Source organism: Corynebacterium meitnerae (assembly GCF_027570075.1).
Taxonomy (GTDB): domain Bacteria; phylum Actinomycetota; class Actinomycetes; order Mycobacteriales; family Mycobacteriaceae; genus Corynebacterium; species Corynebacterium meitnerae.
In genome coordinates this window covers 68,616-88,541 of the sequence record NZ_JAKMUS010000007.1, presented here as the reverse complement: position 1 = coordinate 88,541, position 19,926 = coordinate 68,616, and the positions used below count along the sequence as shown (strand labels likewise).

General features: G+C 61.2%; 23 protein-coding genes. 12 read left to right on the top strand and 11 right to left on the bottom strand.

Features of this window, described 5'->3' with window-relative positions; genetic code table 11:
* On the top strand, positions 1–849 hold the full coding sequence (gene nadC, locus L8U60_RS06030; RefSeq protein ID WP_269965470.1) for a carboxylating nicotinate-nucleotide diphosphorylase: 849 nt from the start codon (positions 1–3) through the stop codon (positions 847–849).
* Here nadC and L8U60_RS06025 read toward each other — a convergent pair.
* From L8U60_RS06025 to gatC, 6 genes are read right to left on the bottom strand one after another with little or no spacing between them, the layout of a single operon-like run.
* Positions 846–1,430: a GNAT family N-acetyltransferase gene (locus L8U60_RS06025; RefSeq protein WP_269965469.1), complete on the bottom strand. Its 585-nt coding sequence runs from the start codon at positions 1,428–1,430 to the stop codon at positions 846–848. The two genes, nadC and L8U60_RS06025, sit on opposite strands and share 4 nt — an antisense overlap.
* A complete protein-coding gene (locus L8U60_RS06020; protein ID WP_269965468.1) occupies positions 1,427–2,353 on the bottom strand; it encodes an NAD-dependent epimerase/dehydratase family protein in 927 nt (308 codons plus the stop codon). The genes L8U60_RS06025 and L8U60_RS06020 overlap by 4 nt, the downstream gene beginning before the upstream one ends.
* Before the next feature lie 28 nt (positions 2,354–2,381).
* A complete protein-coding gene (locus L8U60_RS06015) occupies positions 2,382–3,413 on the bottom strand; it encodes an ATP-dependent 6-phosphofructokinase (protein ID WP_269965467.1) in 1,032 nt (343 codons plus the stop codon).
* A gap of 19 nt (positions 3,414–3,432) precedes the next feature.
* Complete coding sequence (locus tag L8U60_RS06010) at positions 3,433–4,767, bottom strand: MFS transporter (RefSeq protein ID WP_269965466.1); 1,335 nt, start codon at positions 4,765–4,767, stop codon at positions 3,433–3,435.
* Positions 4,751–6,232, bottom strand: coding sequence for an Asp-tRNA(Asn)/Glu-tRNA(Gln) amidotransferase subunit GatA (gene gatA, locus L8U60_RS06005; RefSeq protein WP_269965465.1), 1,482 nt, complete (start codon positions 6,230–6,232; stop codon positions 4,751–4,753). The genes L8U60_RS06010 and gatA overlap by 17 nt, the downstream gene beginning before the upstream one ends.
* Positions 6,233–6,541 (bottom strand): Asp-tRNA(Asn)/Glu-tRNA(Gln) amidotransferase subunit GatC, encoded by a 309-nt coding sequence (gene gatC, locus L8U60_RS06000; RefSeq protein ID WP_269965464.1) that lies wholly within the window; start codon positions 6,539–6,541, stop codon positions 6,233–6,235.
* A 91-nt stretch (positions 6,542–6,632) separates the two neighbouring features.
* On the opposite strand from gatC, the gene L8U60_RS05995 reads away from it, so the two are divergent.
* Genes L8U60_RS05995 through L8U60_RS05985 form a run of 3 tightly spaced genes read left to right on the top strand, consistent with a single transcriptional unit; the run spans position 6,633 to position 8,326 of the window.
* Positions 6,633–7,307 carry an ACT domain-containing protein gene (locus tag L8U60_RS05995; RefSeq protein WP_269965463.1) on the top strand — a complete coding sequence of 225 codons (675 nt, stop codon included), beginning with the start codon at positions 6,633–6,635 and terminating at the stop codon, positions 7,305–7,307.
* Between the two features lie 48 nt (positions 7,308–7,355).
* Positions 7,356–8,024, top strand: coding sequence for a hypothetical protein (locus L8U60_RS05990; protein WP_269965462.1), 669 nt, complete (start codon positions 7,356–7,358; stop codon positions 8,022–8,024).
* Positions 8,012–8,326 carry a hypothetical protein gene (locus L8U60_RS05985; protein ID WP_269965461.1) on the top strand — a complete coding sequence of 105 codons (315 nt, stop codon included), beginning with the start codon at positions 8,012–8,014 and terminating at the stop codon, positions 8,324–8,326. The genes L8U60_RS05990 and L8U60_RS05985 overlap by 13 nt, the downstream gene beginning before the upstream one ends.
* Positions 8,327–8,332: 6 nt before the next feature.
* On the opposite strand, the gene ligA is transcribed toward L8U60_RS05985, so the two are convergent.
* Positions 8,333–10,363, bottom strand: coding sequence for an NAD-dependent DNA ligase LigA (ligA, locus tag L8U60_RS05980; protein WP_269965460.1), 2,031 nt, complete (start codon positions 10,361–10,363; stop codon positions 8,333–8,335).
* 145 nt (positions 10,364–10,508) lie between these two features.
* Positions 10,509–11,270, bottom strand: a complete 762-nt coding sequence (locus tag L8U60_RS05975; RefSeq protein WP_269965459.1) for a MerR family transcriptional regulator — start codon at positions 11,268–11,270, stop codon at positions 10,509–10,511.
* Between the two features lie 74 nt (positions 11,271–11,344).
* On the opposite strand from L8U60_RS05975, the gene L8U60_RS05970 reads away from it, so the two are divergent.
* The gene (locus tag L8U60_RS05970) at positions 11,345–12,022 is read left to right on the top strand and encodes a 3'-5' exonuclease (RefSeq protein WP_269965458.1); all 678 of its coding nucleotides are present in this window, start codon (positions 11,345–11,347) and stop codon (positions 12,020–12,022) included.
* Positions 12,023–12,037: 15 nt separating this feature from the next.
* On the opposite strand, the gene L8U60_RS05965 is transcribed toward L8U60_RS05970, so the two are convergent.
* Entirely contained in the window at positions 12,038–12,412 is a 375-nt protein-coding gene (locus L8U60_RS05965; RefSeq protein WP_269965457.1) for a hypothetical protein, read from the bottom strand.
* Positions 12,413–12,551: 139 nt separating this feature from the next.
* Here L8U60_RS05965 and L8U60_RS05960 point away from each other — a divergent pair, with 139 nt between their 5' ends.
* From L8U60_RS05960 to L8U60_RS05950, 3 genes are read left to right on the top strand one after another with little or no spacing between them, the layout of a single operon-like run.
* Complete coding sequence (locus L8U60_RS05960) at positions 12,552–12,899, top strand: helix-turn-helix domain-containing protein (RefSeq protein ID WP_269965456.1); 348 nt, start codon at positions 12,552–12,554, stop codon at positions 12,897–12,899.
* On the top strand, positions 12,889–13,716 hold the full coding sequence (locus L8U60_RS05955; RefSeq protein ID WP_269965455.1) for an ImmA/IrrE family metallo-endopeptidase: 828 nt from the start codon (positions 12,889–12,891) through the stop codon (positions 13,714–13,716). The genes L8U60_RS05960 and L8U60_RS05955 overlap by 11 nt, the downstream gene beginning before the upstream one ends.
* A gap of 6 nt (positions 13,717–13,722) precedes the next feature.
* Positions 13,723–14,334, top strand: a complete 612-nt coding sequence (locus L8U60_RS05950) for a PIN domain-containing protein (protein ID WP_269965454.1) — start codon at positions 13,723–13,725, stop codon at positions 14,332–14,334.
* On the opposite strand, the gene L8U60_RS05945 is transcribed toward L8U60_RS05950, so the two are convergent.
* Together L8U60_RS05945 and mnmA are read right to left on the bottom strand one after the other, a co-directional pair.
* Entirely contained in the window at positions 14,282–15,127 is an 846-nt protein-coding gene (locus L8U60_RS05945; RefSeq protein ID WP_269965453.1) for a uroporphyrinogen decarboxylase/cobalamine-independent methonine synthase family protein, read from the bottom strand. The genes L8U60_RS05950 and L8U60_RS05945 overlap by 53 nt on opposite strands.
* Before the next feature lie 20 nt (positions 15,128–15,147).
* Complete coding sequence (gene mnmA / locus L8U60_RS05940) at positions 15,148–16,257, bottom strand: tRNA 2-thiouridine(34) synthase MnmA (RefSeq protein WP_269965452.1); 1,110 nt, start codon at positions 16,255–16,257, stop codon at positions 15,148–15,150.
* A 106-nt stretch (positions 16,258–16,363) separates the two neighbouring features.
* On the opposite strand from mnmA, the gene L8U60_RS05935 reads away from it, so the two are divergent.
* From L8U60_RS05935 to L8U60_RS05920, 4 genes are all read left to right on the top strand, one after another.
* A complete protein-coding gene (locus tag L8U60_RS05935; protein ID WP_269965451.1) occupies positions 16,364–17,497 on the top strand; it encodes a sensor histidine kinase in 1,134 nt (377 codons plus the stop codon).
* Positions 17,494–18,180, top strand: coding sequence for a response regulator (locus tag L8U60_RS05930; RefSeq protein ID WP_269965450.1), 687 nt, complete (start codon positions 17,494–17,496; stop codon positions 18,178–18,180). Before L8U60_RS05935 ends, L8U60_RS05930 begins: the two co-directional genes overlap by 4 nt.
* A gap of 83 nt (positions 18,181–18,263) precedes the next feature.
* Positions 18,264–19,181 (top strand): ABC transporter ATP-binding protein, encoded by a 918-nt coding sequence (locus L8U60_RS05925; RefSeq protein WP_269965449.1) that lies wholly within the window; start codon positions 18,264–18,266, stop codon positions 19,179–19,181.
* Positions 19,178–19,924 (top strand): ABC transporter permease, encoded by a 747-nt coding sequence (locus tag L8U60_RS05920; protein ID WP_269965448.1) that lies wholly within the window; start codon positions 19,178–19,180, stop codon positions 19,922–19,924. Before L8U60_RS05925 ends, L8U60_RS05920 begins: the two co-directional genes overlap by 4 nt.
* The last annotated feature ends 2 nt before the right edge of the window (positions 19,925–19,926 follow it).

The window sequence follows — 19,926 nt, the reverse complement described above, 5'->3', positions numbered from 1 at the left end:
GTGCAGGGTTTGAACAAAGACGCCACGCTGCGGCTCATCCGCCTTGGCCTGTCGGAGGATTTCGCGCATGGTCCGGACGCCACTACAGAAGCAACGATCGACGCCGATGTGCAGTTGACCGCAGCACTCGTACCCCGCCAGGACGGAGTCGTCGCGGGCCTTGACGCCGCGCGCTGGACATTCAACGAGGTCTCCCCCGCCATCACCGTGGACATCCACGCAGTGGACGGTGACGCGGCTGCTCCCGGCGATCATCTCGCGACTGTCTCTGGCCCCGCACGCGCCATCTTGTCCGCGGAACGCACCGCATTGAATCTGCTCACCTACGCCAGCGGCATTGCCACCCACACCAACGAATGGACCCAGGCGCTCGCCGGCACCCACGCCCGTGTGCGGGATTCCCGCAAGACGCTGCCTGGTTACCGTGACCTTGCCAAATACGCCGTGCGCTGCGGCGGCGGGGTCAATCACCGTATGAGCTTGGGCGACGCGGTGCTGATCAAGGACAACCACGTCGCCAGCGTGGGAAGTGTCGCCGAAGCTTATCGACGCACCACCGCCACCTTCCCCCACCTCCCCCGCGAAGTCGAGGTGGATAACCTTACCCAGCTCGAGGAGGTGCTCGCGTTCACGCCTGACCTGGTGATGCTGGACAATTTTGGGGTGGAGGGGACGAGGGAGGCCGTCGATAAGCGAAATGCGATGTCCCCGGCTACGAAGCTGGAATCTTCGGGTGGGCTCACGCTCAGTGATGCGCGTGAATATGCGGAAACGGGCGTAGATTACCTGGCCGTGGGGGCGCTCACGCACTCTGTGAGGGTCTTGGACATCGGGCTGGACGCAATCTAGCTGCGCAGCTTGGCTTCGAGCGCGGTTTTCACCTCGGGCCACTCCGTGTCCAGAATCGAGTACACGCACGTGTCACGGACGAGACCGCTCTTGAGGATCTTGTGGCGGCGCAGCACCCCGTCCAGCTTCGCACCGAGGCTCTCAATAGCCGTGCGCGACTGACGGTTCATGTAGTGCGTCCGAATCTCTACGCGCAGGCAACCAAGCTCCTCGAACGCGCGCTGCAGCAAAAGCAGCTTCGCCGCCTTGTTGATCGGGGTACCCTGCGCCTCTTTGGTCAGCCATGTCGAGCCGATCTCGATGTTCCTGTTCGCCGGGTCGGGGTGGAAGAAGGTGGTCACGCCGATAGCCTGGCCTTCCGGCGTCACAATCGCCCACGGCGCGCGGGTGCCCTGTTTCTGCTCAGCGAGCAGCGTATCGATGTACGCCGGCACCCCCTCTGGCGTAGGAATGTGGTCTAAGTACCAGAGCTCCGACAGATCACCGACGTGCGCGGCAAGTGACTCCACATGCGCGGGGCTCAGTGGCTCTAGGGTGACCCACTCATTGCTCATCGTGGGGGTTTCACAAAAACTCATCATGCTCCTCGAAAGTAGTCAACGGTCCGGGAGACTCCTTCATCCAGGCTCACCGTGGGTTCCCAGCCCAGGACCTCACGCGCGCGGGTGGCATCGAGCGCTGAGCGCGGCACATCACCGAGGCGTGCTGGATGATTCTCAGGGGCATCTGGCGCTCCCGCATGCTTGGCCACCAGCGTATGCAGTTCACGGTCCGTCGTTTCAATGGACGTACCAATGTTGAAGCGCATCCCGTTACCCTTATCCCCCGCGGCCAGGACAAACGCGCGCGCAACGTCCTCGACGTAGACATAGTCGCGCGTATTCGTGCCGCCGCCAAAGATCTTCGTGGGCTGACCGTGCAGCAGGTTCTCGGAGAAAATCGCCACCACACCGGCCTCCCCGTGCGGGTTCTGGCGTGGCCCGTACACGTTCGCGGGCGCAATGAAACTGCACTCCAGCCCGTACAAATGGCGGTACACATTCAGGTACTGCTCGCCGGCCAGCTTGGACGCGGCGTACGGGGAATGGGGGTCTGGTGGGCAGGTTTCGCTGATAGGCAAATCCGCTGGGACGCCATAAATCGACCCACCTGAGGAGGTATGCACGATCTTGCGCACGCCAGCTCGGCGCGCTGCTTCCGCGAGACGAATGGTGGACACAATATTCGTCTCCGCATCCGCCACCGGGTCGGCGACGGAGGCGCGCACGTCGATCTGCGCTGCCAAGTGGAAGATCACCTCAGGAGCAAGCTTATCGACGATCTCCCCCAGCCCCTCGCCCCTCACATCCGCCTCCACCAGCTCCACATTCGTGTGGTGGCGGAGGTTAGCGGGGTTGCCGGAACTCAAATCGTCGATAACAGCAACGTCATGGCCATTGCTGATGAGCTGGTCTACGAGATGTGATCCGATGAATCCGGCACCGCCGGTGACTAGAGTTCGCACGCGAGAAAATTCTACTCAGTATGTCGGCTTAGCCGAACATGGCACGAGCAGTTTTGTACCGGTGTTCTGGCACACGCTTCAGCGTGCCCACGGCGTCTTCGAGCGGGACCAGGTCGATGTTCTCACCGTGGAGGGCAACAGACATACCAAACTTGCCTTCGTGTGCTGCACGCGCGGCGTGGACGCCATAACGGGTAGCCAACACGCGGTCGTAGGCGGTGGGGGTACCACCGCGCTGGATGTGGCCCAGGACTGTGGTGCGCACGTCATAGCCGAGACGCTTGTGGATCTCATCGCCGATAATCTGCCCCATGCCCTTGAAGGTCTTGTGGCCGAACTCGTCTTCCTCCCCCAGGCCGGCATCCATCGTGCCTTCCTTCGGCACAGCGCCTTCGGCGACGACGATGATGCCGTACTTCTCCCCCATCTGGAAGCGACGCTCCATCGACTTACAAATATCTTCGATATCGAAGGGGTCCTCCGGGATGACGGTGTAGTGTGCACCGCCAGCCATACCGGCGTGCAGCGCGATCCATCCCACGTGGCGGCCCATCACCTCAACGATGAGGATGCGGTTGTGGGATTCCGCCGTGGTGTGAAGGCGGTCAATGGCATCCGTGGCCACCGACACTGCGGTGTCAAAGCCGAAGGTGTAGTCCGTGGCATTGACGTCATTGTCAATCGTCTTCGGCACGCCCACCACCGGGATGCCGTTGTCGGAGAGGAACTTCGCGCCCTTGAGGGTGCCTTCGCCACCAATGGCGATGAGGGCGTCCACTCCCGCATCCGCGAGGTTCTCCTTGATCTGATCGATCCCGGCCTTGAACTTGTCCGGGTGCAGGCGGCCGGTACCCAAGATCGTGCCGCCGCGCAGCAGGATGGAATCCATATACGCGTCGTCATACAGGTCTTCGCGCAGATCATCCATGAGACCCACCCAGCCATCGCGGTACCCCACCACCGTGGAGCCGAACTCGGAGCTCGCGGTGCGGACGATACCGCGGATAACAGCATTCAGGCCGGGGCAGTCGCCGCCGGAGGTCAGTGTGGCAAGACGCATGGGTCCCAGACTAGCGCGATTACGCCGGCATGTCCGCGACGGCTCGCCTTCGACCGCTCGCGAGCACCAGAGACGCCAGTGCTCCTACCACCATGGCTGCTGCTGGCAGCGCCAAAGCCTTGCCCGCAGTGGCTTCAATGGCTCCGGAGGCCAGCACCGTGCCCACCAGTGCAACGCCGATGACGCTACCCACCTGGCGTGCCGTGTTGTACAACCCCGATGCCGCACCAGTGTGGTGGTCTGCGATACCGCGCATGGTCACCGCCGCATTGGGGGCCCAGACGAAGGCACCGCCGATGCCCAGCAGCGCCGTGACCGCCAGGAACCACCACACACCTGCGCCGGCTTGAATAAGCGCAATGGCCAGACCGATTCCCGCGGCGGACACCCCAAAACCAGTAACGCACAACCGGCCAGGATCGCGTCGATCCGTCAGGTACCCCGCAACCGGGGTCAGAACCAGAGCGAGGACGGACATGGGTGCCGTGATCAACCCCGATTGGCTCGGCGTTGCACCAGCGACTGTCTGCAGCCAGTACATCAGCGGAATGAACATCGAGGCGACCGTAAAGCCCATCGCCGCCACGCCGACTGCCCCTAGCGTGAAGGAGCGGTCGCGCAAAAGCTCCAAGGGAAGAAAACCTTCATCGCTCCCCCGCTGCGCGAAGAGCACGAGGAGCCCCAAGAACAGAACCCCCAGAACGACAGCAAGCCATTCACCGAATTGGATGCCGTAGACCAGACAGCCCAGCCCGCCGAAGGACAGCAGAACAGGCAGGAGGTAGATGCGTTGGTTGTGGGAAGGGAGCGTCGGCAAAGCAATAAGCCCCGCGATAAGCGCCATGACACCAAGACCAGCTTGGGCCAAGAAAGCCGCACGCCACCCAGAAAACTCCGCGATCGCACCACCGGCCACCGGCCCGATGAGGGAGGCCACCGAACCGATGACTCCCCACGCAGCAAAGGCACGCCCTTGGCGGTCCTCACTGAACACACGCGGGATAAGCCCAAAGGCCTGCGGCAGGAAGAGTGCCGCACCAAAGCCTTGTAGTCCGCGGGCCGCAACCAAGGACGCGAAGGACCAGGACAAACCCGCGAACACGAGGGCCACCACATAAATGGCCAACCCGATGAGGAACACGCGGCGCTGCCCATGGGCATCCCCCAAACGCCCTGACGCCGGCATGGGCGCAACCGTGCACAGCAGGTACACGCTGGTGAGCCAGACGGCATTGCCAACGTCGAAAGGCAACAGCGGCGTGATCACGGGCATGAAGCCCTGATCAATGAGAACGAGAAAATACCCCGCAGCCAGCGCTGCGAGGGTATTCCAGGGATTAACGGCCGGCTTCAAAGGCTGCTGCCACGCGGTAGAGGCGCTCGTCGGCGAACGCCGGCGCGATGAGCTGCAGACCAACCGGCAGACCCGTGTCCGAGGCGGTGCCCGCCGGAACAGACATGCCCGGGAGACCAGCCAGGTTCAGCGGCAGGGTGAACAGGTCGAAGTTGTACATGGCCAACGGGTCATCGATCTTGTCGCCCAGCTTGAAAGCCGTGGTCGGCGTTGCCGGGCCGGCGATGATGTCCACCTGCTCGAAAGCCTTGGCAAAGTCCTGCGCGATGAGGGTACGAATGCGCTGTGCCTGCAGGTAGTACGCGTCGTAGTAGCCAACAGACAGAGCGTAGGTACCCAGGATGACGCGGCGCTTCACCTCATCACCGAAGCCCTCACCACGAGTCAGAGCCATGACCTCTTCAGCGGAGTTCTTGCCGTCGTCGCCGACGCGCTTGCCGTAACGCATGCCGTCGAAACGCGCGAGGTTCGAGCTGACCTCCGATGTCTGAATGATGTAGTACGCACCCATGACGTGCTCGAACGTGGGGCAATCCACCTCGACGATCTCCGCGCCCTGGCTCTCGAGCTGTGCGATTGCCTTATCGACGGCCTCCGCAACCCCCGCCTGCGTCCCCTCGCCGCCGAACTGCTTCACGCGGCCAACCTTGACGCCGGTGAGGTCACCAGTAGCGCCCTGCTTTGCAGCCTCGACGACGGGGCTCACCGGGCGGTCAACGCTGGTGGCGTCGAACTCGTCGTGGCCAGCGATGACCTGGTGCAGCAGCGCCGTATCCAGCACGTTGTTGGCGCACGGGCCAGCCTGGTCTAGCGAAGAAGCGTTGGCGATCATGCCGTAACGCGACACCGCACCATACGTCGGCTTCACGCCCACGGTGCCGGTCAGGGATGCCGGCTGGCGGATCGAACCACCGGTGTCCGTACCGATGCCCAGCGGTGCCTGGCCAGCAGCCAGCGCTGCGGCCGTACCGCCACCGGAACCACCCGGGGTGCGGTCCAGGTCGTGCGGATTGCGGGTGACCTTGTAGGCGGAGTTCTCCGTCGACGAACCCATGGCGAACTCGTCCAGGTTGGTCTTGCCCAGAATCGGGATCTTCGCGGCACGGATCTTGGACACGATCGTCGCGTCGTACGGGCTCATGTAGCCCTCGAGCATCTTCGACGCAGCCGTGGTCGGCGCATCGGTGGTGACAAACAGGTCCTTCAACGCCAGCGGCACACCCGCGAGCGGGGATGCCGGGGCTTCGCCGGCCTTGACGGCCGCATCCACTTCGTCGGCAACTGCGAGAGCTTCCTCCGCACCAACGTGAAGGAACGCACCGATCGTGTCATCGGTCTCCGCGATGCGGTCAAGGAACGCCTGGGTGACCTCGCGGGAAGTTACCTCACCGGCCTGGATCTTCTCAGCCAAAACGTGCGCCGGCAGGCTGGTCAGCCCTTCTGCGGGAATGGTGTACTCGGTCATTTACTGCTCCTCCCCCAGAATCTGCGGAACCATAAAGCGGTCTTCCTCGACCTCGGGTGCCTGGTCGAGCGCCTGCTCCTGCGTCAACGTGGGACGCAGTACATCCTCGCGCATACCCGCATCAATCGAGTGCGGGTGGCTCATCGGCTCAACACCCTCGGTGTCTACAGCCTGAACCGCTGAGACAGCCTCAACAATGGTGTCCAACTGGCCTGCGAGCTGGTCCAATTCCTCTTCGCTCACGGCAATCCGCGCGAGTCGCGCGATGCCTGCGACCTCGTCGCGGGAGATTCCTGAGGCTTCAGCCACGGTGCCCACCTTCTTAAAATCATTGGTAATAGTCTCGGTCGCCCTTATACTACGGCAGCACCCCTTTCGACTTTCAACGAGACGAGATGTGATGTCTTACCTGATCCGTGTTGTCCTTCCAGACACCCCTGGCAGCCTCGGCGAGCTCGCCGAGGCCTTCGGCATGGTCGACGCCAACATCAAATCCGTGGACATCGTTGAAAGCGTCTTTGCTGGCGACGCTGCGATGGTGACCGACGACATTGTGGTGGAACTTCCCACCGGCGTCATGGTTGATTCCCTCATCACCGCCGCTGCGTCCGTCAAGGGCGTGGAGGTTGATTCCATTCGCCCCTTCACCGGCCGCGTTGACCGCCGCGAGCAAGTCCAAATGCTCGCCCGCGTGGCTAACCAGGTCCACGATCTGCCCGCCGCGATGGAGGAGCTCGTCTCCGTCATGCCCATGGCATTGACCTCATCCTGGGCCGTTGTCCTCCGCGAGACTGAGACTGGCAGCGAGCGCGTCGCTGCGTCTCAAGCTGCCCCCGGTGATGACGGTTCCGCGCCCAAGCTTATCGACGTCTCCCACGCCCGCATCCTCCGCGACGACATCGACACGTGGGTCCCCGATGCCTGGTGGCTCCTCGATTCCACCCTGGCCATCACCCCTCTGGGTACCACCGGCCTCTACATGGTGGTCGGCCGTACCGGCGGCCCGGACTTCCTCGCCTCCGAGGTCAACCACATCGGCGACCTCGGTGCCATCGTGGGCGCCCTGGTGAGCTAGAACTCAGCTACTAAGCCCAACGGGTAACATCCAACTATCCTTGTCACCATGAACGACATGGAAAAACTCTATGAGTCAGCGGCTAAGCTGCAGAAAGTGGCGCCAGATGCCGTCCTCGTCGGAGGAAGTGCGGCCGTTTTCTACGCTGGCCACCGCATGTCGTTCGATCATGATCACGTGATCCAAAACCTTCAAGGACGCTACGACGCAGTTCTTGAATCGGTTATGGCGCTCGAGGGCTGGACGACCGATCCACGCGCCTCCAAGCCGCCAATGACGATTATGGGCAGTCTCGATGACTATCAAGCTGGTCTTCGTAACTTACGACGTAAAACCCCATTAGAGATCGAAGAGATCACTCTCCCATCGGGGGACCCCCTCCGGATTCCTACAATTGCCGAAGTCCTACGCACAAAGGCCTTTCTCATCGTCCGCCGAAACCAAGTGCGCGATTATCTCGACGTAGCTGCCGTTAGCTCCCAATTGGGCATCAAGACAGCCTGCGAGATTCTTTCCAACATCGATTCGTACTACTCCGAGATGACCGAAACCGATGGTTCAGTTCTTTCCGAGCTGATCTTCATGTTGGCGGCACCGAATCCTGCAGACACCCGGAATCGAGATTCGCTTGCGAACTACAAGGGTGTTTCAGCCGATTGGAATTCATGGTCACGGGTAGAAGCCACGTGTAAGGAGTTGGCTGCATGTCTCACGTAATCCGTCCGCAGATGTTCCGAAACGTCTCGGCATCGCCAAAGGATCCGATCTCCTCGTGGCCCTACGAGGTGTACGTCGCCACCCTGCAATACGGCAATGTTTTTGACTGGCGGGTCTTCGCCGAGGAAATCCGTCGGGACCCATGGGGCGAGGTAGCAGAGCTCATGAACAGTGTCGTCCATGAGCTTCCCAATTTGGATGCTTCCCCACTCTTCTTCCTCATTCTGGGGCAGGCACGTGGGGATGAAGAGATCTTCTTCAAGTCGCTGCCTGGGCGCGACAACGACTATGAAGCCTGGTGATTCGGTCTAAATCTCGCCGGTTTCCAGCAGCTGCTCGAACTGGGCTTCGTCCAAGATGGTGATGCCCAGGTCGCGTGCCTTTTGCTCCTTGGAACCCGCGTTCTCCCCCACCACGACGTAGTCCGTCTTCTTCGACACCGAACCCGAGGCCTTACCACCACGGGAAAGAATCGCTTCCTTGGCGCTGTCGCGGGAGAAATTCTCCAGGGTGCCGGTGACCACGATGGTCAGGCCCTCCAGAGTCTGCAGTGCTGCATCCTCCGCGGAGTCCTCCATGGTCACGCCAGCAGCGGCCCACTTGTCCACGATGTCCACATGCCAGTCCACCTCAAACCATGCCTTGAAGGATTCGGCGATGATCGTACCCACGCCATCGGTCTCCGCGAGGTCTTCTACCGAGGCAGCACGCAGCGCATCCATGGACTTATAGCGCGCCGCCAACGATCGCGCTGCCGTCGGCCCAACATGGCGGATCGACAAAGCCACCAGCACACGCCACAGATCGGTGTTCTTTTTCTCCTGCAGGTTGCTCAGGAGCTTCTTACCTGACGCATTCACCGCTCCCTTCTGGGTGGTGTACACACTGGATTTTGCCAAGTCGTCGACGGTGAGGTCGAAAAGCGTGGATTCGTCGATAAGCACACCCGATGCAATGAGGTCATGCGCACCCTTCTCGCCGAGCGCTTCGATATCGAATGCTCCGCGCGAGGCGATGTATTCCAGGCGCGCGCCGAGCTGAGCTGGGCACGAGCGGGTGTTGGGGCAACGCCAATCCGCATCGCCTTCCTTCGCGGGCGCGAGCTCCGTGCCACACGCCGGGCAATTCTTCGGGAACACGAACTCGCGCTCAGTGCCGTCGCGCAGATCCGCAACGGGGCCGAGGACCTCCGGGATGATCTCCCCGGCCTTGCGCACAACGACGGTGTCGCCGATGAGCACGCCCTTGCGCTTGACCTCCGTCTGGTTGTGGAGAGTGGCCATCGCGACCGTCGAACCGGAAACAAACACCGGCTCCATGACTGCGTATGGCGTGGCGCGGCCTGTGCGGCCGATGGAGACCTCGATATCCAGAAGCTTCGTGGTCACTTCCTCCGGCGGGTACTTGTACGCGATCGCCCAACGTGGCGCGCGCGACGTGAAACCGAGCTGGCGCTGGGTAGCCAGGTCATCGACCTTGATCACCACACCATCCATCTCGTGGATGGCATCGTGGCGGTGGTCGGCCCAGTAGGTCACGGCGTCCTGGACCTCCTGGGCTGTCTCAGCCTTCTTCGTGTACTCACTGACGGGCAATCCCCATGACGCAAGCTTCTCGTACGCTTCGTGCTGGGAGGTGAACTCAACTCCCTCACGCGCGCCAATGCCGTGGCAGATCATGCGCAACTTGCGGGTGCGCACCGCCTCCGGATCCTTCTGGCGCAGGCCACCAGCCGCTGTATTACGTGGGTTGGCAAACGGCTTTCCGCCCTCCTTCTGGCGCAGCTCGTTGAGCTCCGGGAAATCCTCCGGGCGGATGAACACCTCGCCGCGGACCTCCACGAGAGCTGGTGCGTCCCCTTTGAGCTCGTGCGGGATGTCCTCGATGACCTTGGCGTTTGCGGTGATGTCTTCGCCCACGCGGCCGTCACCACGCGTGGCGGCGCGAACAAGCTTGCCGTTTTCGTAGACCAGATCGATGGACACGCCATCGATCTTCAGCTCCGTCAGATACGGGCCGGGGGTTTTGGCTAGCCAATCTGCCAGCTCCTCCGCCGAAAACACGTTGTCCAAACTGGTCATCGGCTCAAGGTGCTCAACATCCGCGAACGCTGTGTTCGTGACAGGGGCGCCGACTTCCTTGGTCGGCGAATCCGGAACGGCCAATTCCGGGTGCTCCTCTTCGAGTTTCTGAAGCGCGCGGAACATCTTGTCGAATTCCGCGTCCGTGATCACCGGGTCACCGTTGTAATACAGGTCTCGGTGGTGGCGGACCTCCTTAGCCAGCTCATCCCACTCGCGGAGGAGATTCTTATCGATGCTGCCGTTATTCTCAGTCACGCTGCCCCAGTGTAGATGCGCGGAACCAGGAGGGGGTTATTCGGACGAGGTCGAGAAATCTCACCACTTTCGCGTTTTGGTCTTCTAAACGCCCAGGACGCTAAAAGCGCGATGTAAGAAATATCGACCTCCCGAAAGCACCCCCTCACCACTCTGGGTTTGCCACGTCCACGCCCTCAGCAGCAGCATGCATTTCGACGAGTTCCAGCAGATACCCCTGCGCCCCCTGATACGCATCGTGGAAGCGCTCATCACCGACGTACATCCGCGCCAAAATAAGCTGACGGGCGGGAGTGACTTCGTACCACTGCCCGATCATCTCTCGGTGGCGCGCGACGAGCGCGGAGGCTTCGTCAGAGCCAGCCTCCACCCCAGCGTCTCGTGCAGCAACCAGATCCGTGGCAAAGGCCTCCTGATCGCGCTGTAGCTGCGCGAAGTCACCTTCACCCATCTGCGCCAGTTTCTCTTGGGACTGCGCCCATTCGGCAGTATCACCCCAGCGTTCCTCGGCTTCTGCCTGGTATTCCGGCATCTTTTCACCGAGGTATTTCTTCATTGCATCCATGTTGATCTGTCCTTTCATGGTTTCGTTGATAAGGTCATCCACCGCATCAATCTGCTCACTCACAGCAGCGAGCCGACGAGCTAGTTCCGCGCGGTGGTGGTTGAGGGCGGATCGGAGGGTGTGGGAGGGGGCGTCGATAAGCATTGCGATGCTCTCGAGCGACATGCCCACGCCGCGGTAGAGCGCGATGGCTGCGCAGCGTTCCACATCAAAATCTGAGTACATGCGGTACCCGCTGTAGGTGCGGGACGGTTCCAGCAGCCCGCGCGCCTCCCAGTGCCGCAGTGTTTTGGTGCTCAGGCCGAGCATGTCGGCCATTTCTCCGATCGTGTAATCACCCATGGCTCCTAGTGTGAACGTTGACCTAGGGGCAAGGTCAAGATGTGCGTGTCGCGTGGCTCATTAGAATGAGCACCATGCCTACTTTCGACGCGTCGCGGATGCTCTCCTTCGACCTTGAAACCACCTCGGCGAATCCGCTTGAGGCACGCATTGTGACCTCAGCGCTCGTGCGTATCGACGGCCGCGAGGTCACCGCCACCGAACACCTCGCTGACCCAGGAGTGGAGATCCCTGAACAGGCTGCTGCGATCCACGGCATCTCCACGGAGAAGGCACGCGCGGAGGGGCGCCCGCATGACGAGGTGTTGAAGGAAACCGTGGACACCATCAAGCAGGCCTGGGACGACGGTTTCACCCTGATCGTGTTCAATGCACCGTACGACCTGACGGTGCTGCGCGCGTTGACCGGCGATTTCACAGTGACGGGCCCGGTGTTTGATCCACTGCTCATTGACCGCGCGATGGACCGCTACCGCAAGGGCGGCAAGCGGAATCTCGGCGCACTATCGGAGCACTATGGTGTGCAGTTAGAAAATGCTCACGAGGCCACCTCCGATGCGATGGCTGCTGCGCGCATTGCCTGGAAGCAGGTCAATTCCGTCTGGCCGGAGCTGGCCCAGAAGGACCTGGATGAGCTCATGGAATTCCAAGCCGTCAAGCATTTTGAGATTCAGACGGACTTCCGCAAATACATGGAATCCCGCGGACGTGACACCTCCACGATCAACACGGCGTGGCCGATGATCAGCTAGCCATGTCTGCGCCAACTACAGCTGGTATTCGCCCTTAACCTCGTTGACGAACGTCGACAGACCTTTCTTGTCCCAGCCGGCGTCGAGGGTGTGCGTGCTGCCGTCGCTCGTTTGCACGACCATCTCGCCCTTCGAGTCGTCGAAGGTCACATGATCGACATCGCTGAGCGGGATTGATTCAACCTTCTTCCCCACCCCGAAGATCAGATTGCCGTCCTCGACCTTCGCACGGTGCTTCTCCCCCAACGCCATAGCTATCGACAGACCGAAAGCGAACCCGACTGAGATGGCCAAGGCAAGGTTGTCGAACACGTTGCTCATTGCGAAGCCGAAGAGCACGCTGAAAATCAGGATGTAGTACCACTCGTAGTGGTCGTGTTTCCAGATCATCGCAGCGCTCCTTGCCAGTGAGTCAGTTCGTTCCAAGGGTACAGAAACGCAAGCCGCACATGACGGACTTCAGTCCCAGCTAGACAGAGCGCATGAGGCCCACTACAGTTGAATCAACTTTGAAAGGACTTGATTCAGCATGAATATTCCAGCTGATTTTGGTCGGCGCCTAAAAACTCTGCGCGTGGCTCGTGACATGAACCAGCGCGCACTGGCTCAAGCCACAAACGGAGCTTTGTCTCAGTCGGGCATCGTCCGCATAGAAAAGGGCGATAAGACTCCGTCCCCTAGTGAACTTCTCGCATTGAGCTGGGCACTCGGCGTGAGCTTGGACGAACTGACCGATGCCAAGCCGTTGAGCGAACGAAAGATGTGGGCGGCGCGCTCCAAGCACCGCGTCGATGTCACCGACGCCCTTGACCGCCTCACCGCACAGCTCCAGCTGCGGAATACGCTCCAGGAAGTGCTCGGTTCTCGTGCTTCCTAATAGGCGCCTGTCCGGACAGAACCTATCGCCGAACGCTCAAGGCATCGAACTCGCCCAGCGGTTTCGCCGGCAGCATCAACTTGCCCTCGGCCCCATCGAACGGATCGAGCATCTCACCGAGCTTGTCGACGCAGACCTGCTCATCACCGATCTCCCCGACAAAGTCGACGCGTTGACGGTCCAAGACCCCGCCACCCGAAATATCGTGATCGGGGTTGCCACTTCCGGGATTCCATTCCGGCAGAACTTCTCACTCGCCCACGAAGTTGGGCATATTTATGCCGGTGACCTGACTAACGCGTCCAACTTGAATCCATGTCTGAACTACAACGCAGAAAAACGCGCGGATTCTTTTGCCGCCCATGTTCTGTGTCCGCTTGAATCTTTGGAAGAACAGCTGGAGGGACACGATCCGAGTACGGCCGAAGCTCTCTCGCATATTGTGCAGCGTTACAAGATTTCGCCGCGCGTGGCATTGAACCAATTACGGCGCGCGGGCTTGATCACGCCTAGTCGAGCCACCGAACTTGGACGCACCTGGTCAGCCCCATCCCTCGCGTCACGTTTCGGTTGGCGGGATGAATACGATGCAGAGGTTGCCCGAGCATCTACTCCCCGACCCGCGCCACGTATTGTCGCCGACGCTACCCAGGCGTACCTCAGCGGCGAGGTCTCAGCAGAAGCAGTTGCTCTCGCACGAGGAATCTCACCGCAGCAGGTACGTGAAGAACTCGATGGTCTCTTCATCGAAGATGATTCGGAGATAGTCGAGGCGGACCCGTTTTCTAGCCTCGATAGTTTTTTCGGCGAGGACTAAACCACCGTGTCAGCATCACGCGCATTCATCGTCTCCGATACGTCGATCCTGTTGTCATTCGTGTGCGCGAATAAGCATGACCTGTTGATTAAATTTGCCGGGCCCAATCCGATCTATCTTCCTCAGGTAGTGGTCAATGAGATGGGGCGAAAGCTATCCCAGCCTCAATTTCGCGATGCCCACGGCCGGTGGATGCGACTTTTGAGTTCTAAGTACTTCTCCATCCTTGAGGAAACTGCTGATCTATTGCCCATTGTTCGCGGTTTCGCTGGTTATGCGTTCTCATACCAAGGCGGCAAGGCAAAGAATCTTGGGGAGTTCATGTGCCTGGCGCACTGCCTCCAAGAACAGGAACGAGGACGCAAGGTAGCCATGTTGGTAGATGATGGCGATGCCCGCGAAATCGCCCGCAAACGATCCGTCCACCATTTCGGTTCTGAGCAAGTTCTTCTCCGCGCGGTGCAGCAAGGTCACATCAAGAATCGTGCGGACGCCAAGAGCATTTGGGAACAGCTACGGAGGTTCGATACGCATGTCCCCTTTGAGGACACGGCGCTCAATTCTCCTACTGTGTACTCTTCAGCGCGTCCATCATCTCCGCCGCCGCACGGTAATTAGCGGCGGTAATGACCAGCGTCGGGCCAGGTGCGGCGTAAACGTCGATCTCCGTCAATGCCGGGTCGATCTGCAGCTGGTCAAAGATGTTGAATACGTCCCGCGGTTTCATCACGGGCACAGCTATTCGCGCACCACGGTCGAGCGCGCCGGCCAACGCATCCCAGTCGAACTCCCCTGCTAGGTTCACGGTGAACCAGTCTGCCCCGTACAAAGGTTGCGGTGCGTTGAGGAGGTGCTCGCCGAAGGGCTCGTAGGCCTCCAGGAGACGCTCGTCGGGAACGGCAGGGATCTCCTCGTAGTCCGTCGTTCCTTTGACCGTTCCACCTCGCACGCTCTCGAGTGCCGGCTCGTCGAGCTGCAACAGCGTGGTCACGCCGAATCGCTTCTCCACATCTCTCCTATGCTGCCCCGCCGCATACACCAGCGCCTCTGCGATATCCCGTGTCGCGCCACGGTCAGTGATCATGCGGTGGCCATTAGCCATTTCCAGTTGGGCAGCAAGAGTCCACGGACCGACGAGCTGAACCTTGAGTTCGGTGAGCTTGCCGGCCCAGAGTTCTTCGAGCAGATCCAGGTCGCGTTCGAACTGGTCGCGGGCACGCATGGTGGCGATCTGTGGGCGACGTGTGACCCGCCAGGAGCGGGGCCCAATGTCGAGGTTGAGTGGCAGCAGCGCAGCGGTACGGCCAATCAGATCCGAGCCCACACCGCGGGCAGGTAGTTGTGGGATGTGCGGTGTCGGTAGTTCAGAGAGAACTACGTCCGCGGCCTGGATGAGGTCGGTGCCGGGCATAGGCCCCAGGCCAAAGGCCGTCACGCTGACTCCGTCCCGCAGATCGTGCCGGAACCCAGCACGATGTCACCCAGCCCATCAGGGTCCGGCAGGTACAGCACGGCAGCCTGGCCGCGAGCAACACCGGAGAGCGGCTCGGCGAGCTCCAAAGTCATGGTGTCGGCTTCTAGGTCCACATGAGCACGGCACTTCACCACACCGCCGTGGGCACGGATCTGCACGAGGGCGGAGAGCGGAGCTCCGCTCTCGGAAGTTTCGGTCATCGCAGGATGGAGAACCTTGAGGCGATCGGCGTGGATCGTGGTCACGTCCAGGGCCGAACGCGGGCCGACGGTGACGGTGCCGGTTTCAGTGTCAATGTCGGTGACGTAGCGCGGCTTGCCGTCCGCAGCGGGCACGCGGATGTTCAGACCCTTGCGCTGGCCGATCGTGTACTGGAAAGCACCGTCATGCTCTTTGAGCTCCGCGCCATCTTGGTCAACGATCATGCCGGGACGCATGCCGATGGACTTGCCCAAAAACGCCTGGGTATTTCCATCTGGGATGAAGCAGATGTCATAAGAATCTGGCTTTGACGCAGTGGAGAAACCATAGGCGGCGGCTTCCTCACGGATCTGTGGCTTCTCGGTATCACCGACCGGGAAGAGGCAGCGGTCCAGCTCATCGCGCGTCATCACACCGAGGACGTAGGACTGGTCCTTGTTGGCGTCGGTGGATCGGCGGAGGTTGCCAGCGTCGTCGATAAGCGCGTAGTGGCCTGTTGCTATCGCGTCGAAGCCGAGAGCCATCGCGCGCTCGAGCAAAGCTGCGAACTTGATTTTCTCGTTGCAGCGCAGGCACGGGTTGGGGGTCTCACCGCGGGCGTAGCTGTCCACGAAGTCATCGATGACGTCCTCTTTGAAGCGGTCGGAGAAATCCCACACATAGAACGGAATGCCCAGCTTGTCGCACACACGGCGCGCATCGGCGGAATCCTCGATCGAGCAGCAGCCGCGCGCAGATTCGCGGGTTTGCTGCGCGTCCTTGCTCAGGGCGAGGTGAACGCCGACGACATCGTGTCCGGCATCGACAAGCCGCGCCGCCGCCACAGAGGAATCGACGCCGCCACTCATTGCTGCCAAAACTCGCACGTGGCGTGAGTGTAGTCGCGTCACCGCAGGACGGAAAATGCCCGGCGCGCAATGTGGTACCCGGGTACGACGACAGTGATGCGCCCGGAAATTACGCTGGCAAAGCATGACCAATCATGTGGAGGTTGAGCTTATTCGACCCCGGGACGTACTTCTAGCGCTCGTGCTCGTGGCGTTTTGCCTCATCAGCCCGTTCGCGACAGGTTTCGGCTTGCTCGACGCAGCCCTTGTCGTATGCGCGGGTGCCGCGCCGTTCACGCGCCGTCGCTGGCCGTGGGTGACCATTGCGTCGTGCGTCGTGGTGCTCGCAGCCTGCTCTTGCACTGAAAACCTACCAACCGGGGTGATCGGTGTTGCGATGATCACCGCCTACATCATCGCGCGCCACCTTCCCGCACCCGTACGGTATGTCGTGGCCACCATGCTCCTTGCCGGCGACATCGCCGCGACGGCGCTTATCGCCCCAGCTTTGGTGACGTTGCCATTGCCTGTGCGCGCCCCGTACATCGCATGGAGCGTCACGTTGCTCGTCATTGCCTTCCTTCTCGGTGAACTGCGGCACCGTGCGGAGGAAGCGGCAGCGAAGGAACTACAGATCCAGCTCGAGCGCCAGCGCGATGTATTCGAGCGTGTGGCAGCTGAACAGCGCGCGCATCTCGCCCGCGAAATCCACGACATTGTGACGCATTCTCTCACCGTCATCGTGGCGCAGGCCGACGGAGCACGCTACGGAGCCTCGTCCGACGACGCGCTGCGCACGATCAGCACGGTCGGCCGGGAATCGTTGCGCCAAATGCGCGGTGTCCTCAGCCTACTGCGTGGCGGGGAGCAGCGCCCTGTCGAGCCGCTCGTTCCCGCACTCGATATCGATGGTCTTGTCGCCACTAGCCGCGCGGGCGGACTCGACATCGACTACAGCGTAGAAGGCACGCTGCCCCCACTCGACCCGGGCACGACGCTGACAATCCACCGCATCGTCCAAGAAGCACTTACCAATGCGATGAAGCACGGTGACGGCACTGCGCGGCTCACCGTTGCCTGGCATCCAACCGAGGCTGCAATCTGCCTCGAAAATGGGTTCACGCCCGGCGCCAAACACCAGCACGGTCACGGTCTCCGCGGGATGCGCGAGCGAGCATCGCTTATCGACGGCTCCCTTACCTCCTCCCCCTCCCACAACAACACCTGGCTCACCGAAGCGCGCCTGCCTTTACAGCATGCAGATAGGGTCGAGCCATGACCCATTCCATCGGTCTCGTCGACGACCAGCTGCTCTTCCTCCACGGCATCCGCGCTGTGGTGGACTACCAGCCGGACCTATCGGTGGGCTGGCTCGCTGGCAACGGTGAAGAGGCCCTGGAGGCGATGGCCGCTAACCCGGTCGACATCGTGCTCATGGACATCCAGATGCCGGTCCTCGACGGCATCGCGGCCACACGCCAGCTCCTCCAGCGCTTCCCCAAAGCAAAGGTGATCATACTGACCACTTTCGATGACGAGGGTTACGTCATGGGGGCGTTGTCTGCGGGAGCGAGCGGATTCCTGCTCAAAGACGCAGAGCCGGACACGCTGTTGAGCGGTATCCGCACCACTGCGGCGGGTGATGCGGTGATTTCACCGAGGGCGACGAAACGGATCGTCGATAAGCTCAACGCTTCTTCTGCAGAAGCCGATGTGCCGCTATCTCCCACTGACCGACTCGCCTTGGACGAGTTGACTGAGCGGGAGACTGAGATCCTGGTCGCAGTCGGGCGTGGTTGGTCGAATGCGGAGATCGCCGAGCGGATGTTCATCTCCATGCCGACGGTGAAGACACATGTCGGGCGTGTCCTGGCGAAAACAGGCTCACGCGACCGCGTCCACGCCGCGCTGTTCGCGTACCGGACCGGACTCGTTGCGCGCGAAGACTTGCTGGATTCCTAGAGCGCGTCATACCCGAGTAGGACAGCGAAGATCATGCCCCGCGCCGACGCGGAACCTGCTGGTGGTGCGGGAACCTTGAGTGCATGGAGACATCATCGATCATCAGGACAGAAAGTCTGACAAAGACGTACGGTGGCACAACCGTGGTCAACAACCTTGGCTTGGATGTTAAGCCCGGTACCGTGCACGGGTTGCTCGGTCCGAACGGGTCAGGCAAATCGACCACCATGAAAATGCTGCTCGGTTTGGTCACACCCTCCAGTGGCCAAATCAGCATGCTCGGGCGCCCCATGAACCGCGCCACCCGCTCCGAAGTACTCGCCGGCGTCGGTTCACTTATCGAAGCGCCGTCCGCATACCCGCATTTGACCGGTGGCGAAAACATGAAGATCGCGTCGCGGCTCTTCGGCGCCTCTCCCGAAAATGCGCAACGTGCGATCGAGCTCGTGCGCCTGGGCGACCACATGGACAAGCTGGTTAAGAACTACTCGCTTGGCATGAAGCAACGCCTCGGCATCGCGATGGCGCTCGCGCGCGACCCGCAGATACTCATCCTCGACGAACCCACCAACGGCCTCGACCCGGCTGGTATTGAGGAAATCCGCGCACTTATCGTCAGCCTCGCCCGGGACGAAGGCCGCACGGTGCTGGTATCCAGCCACCTGCTCTCCGAAATCGAGAAAATGGCCTCGAATCTGACCATCATCGACCGGGGCAGGCTCATCTTTCAAGGCTCGCAGCAAGAGCTTTACGACGCCCAACTCCCCGACCTCTTCATCCAAACCCCCTCTGCAGAGGCCGCCGCATCGCTTCTGGCTGCCCTGAGCCCCGTGCAGGTTGCTGGCGGACTCGAAGTACAGGGGCTCAGTGATGATCAGGTCGCCGATGTCTGCGCCCACCTGGTCAGACACGGAGTTCCACTGCACCAGGTAGTGCGCAAACGCCGAAGCCTCGAGGAGATCTTCATCGGACTGACGGGCCGGGAGGGTTTGAGCGCATGATCGTCGAAATTGCAAAGCTGCGCCGCACCAAGGTCGTGCTGCTCGGATTCCTGCTGTGTGCGGGAATTGTCTTATTCGCCGGTATGAATCTCTTCGCCGGGGGCCGCATAGACGATTTCCGCGCGGACCCCGAGACTTCCTGGGCTGGTCATCTTGTCGGCTACTGCATGGCGTTGGCGTTCTTGTCGCCCCTGCAGTTGGCTGTAGTCGCCAGCCGAGTGGTGGACACCGAAAACGTCAACGGCGGGTGGCGCCTCAACGCCATCGCCGGTGTGCCACCGAGCACACTGATCGTACGCAAATTCGCCGTGGCGACGGTGCTCGTGGCCATGCTCAACCTCGTTGAATTCGTAGGCGTCATTGCCGTACCTCTCCTCATGGGCGCCCCGGTACCGGGCTCCGAGATGCTTTCCACCTGGGTGCTTTTCGGTCTGGGAGCACTCGGCACCTCACTTACCCTGCTCGCCGTCATGTTGTGGTTGGCTGCGGTGACCGACTCCCAGATTGTTGTTCTGGCGATCGGCGTCGTCGGTGGCTTCCTCGGCGTTGCCGCACTGCTCTCGCCGACATGGCTGGCCGCTATCAATCCTTTCGGATACTTCGCCATGCTGACCCCGTTCACCTTTGGTGACTCAGGCATCGCGCCGACTACCCCGCACTGGTGCGTGTGGGGCATCTACATCATCACCGCCGTCGCTGTTGTTACTGCGGCAACCCGCATGCTCGATCAGAAGGAGCTCTAGAA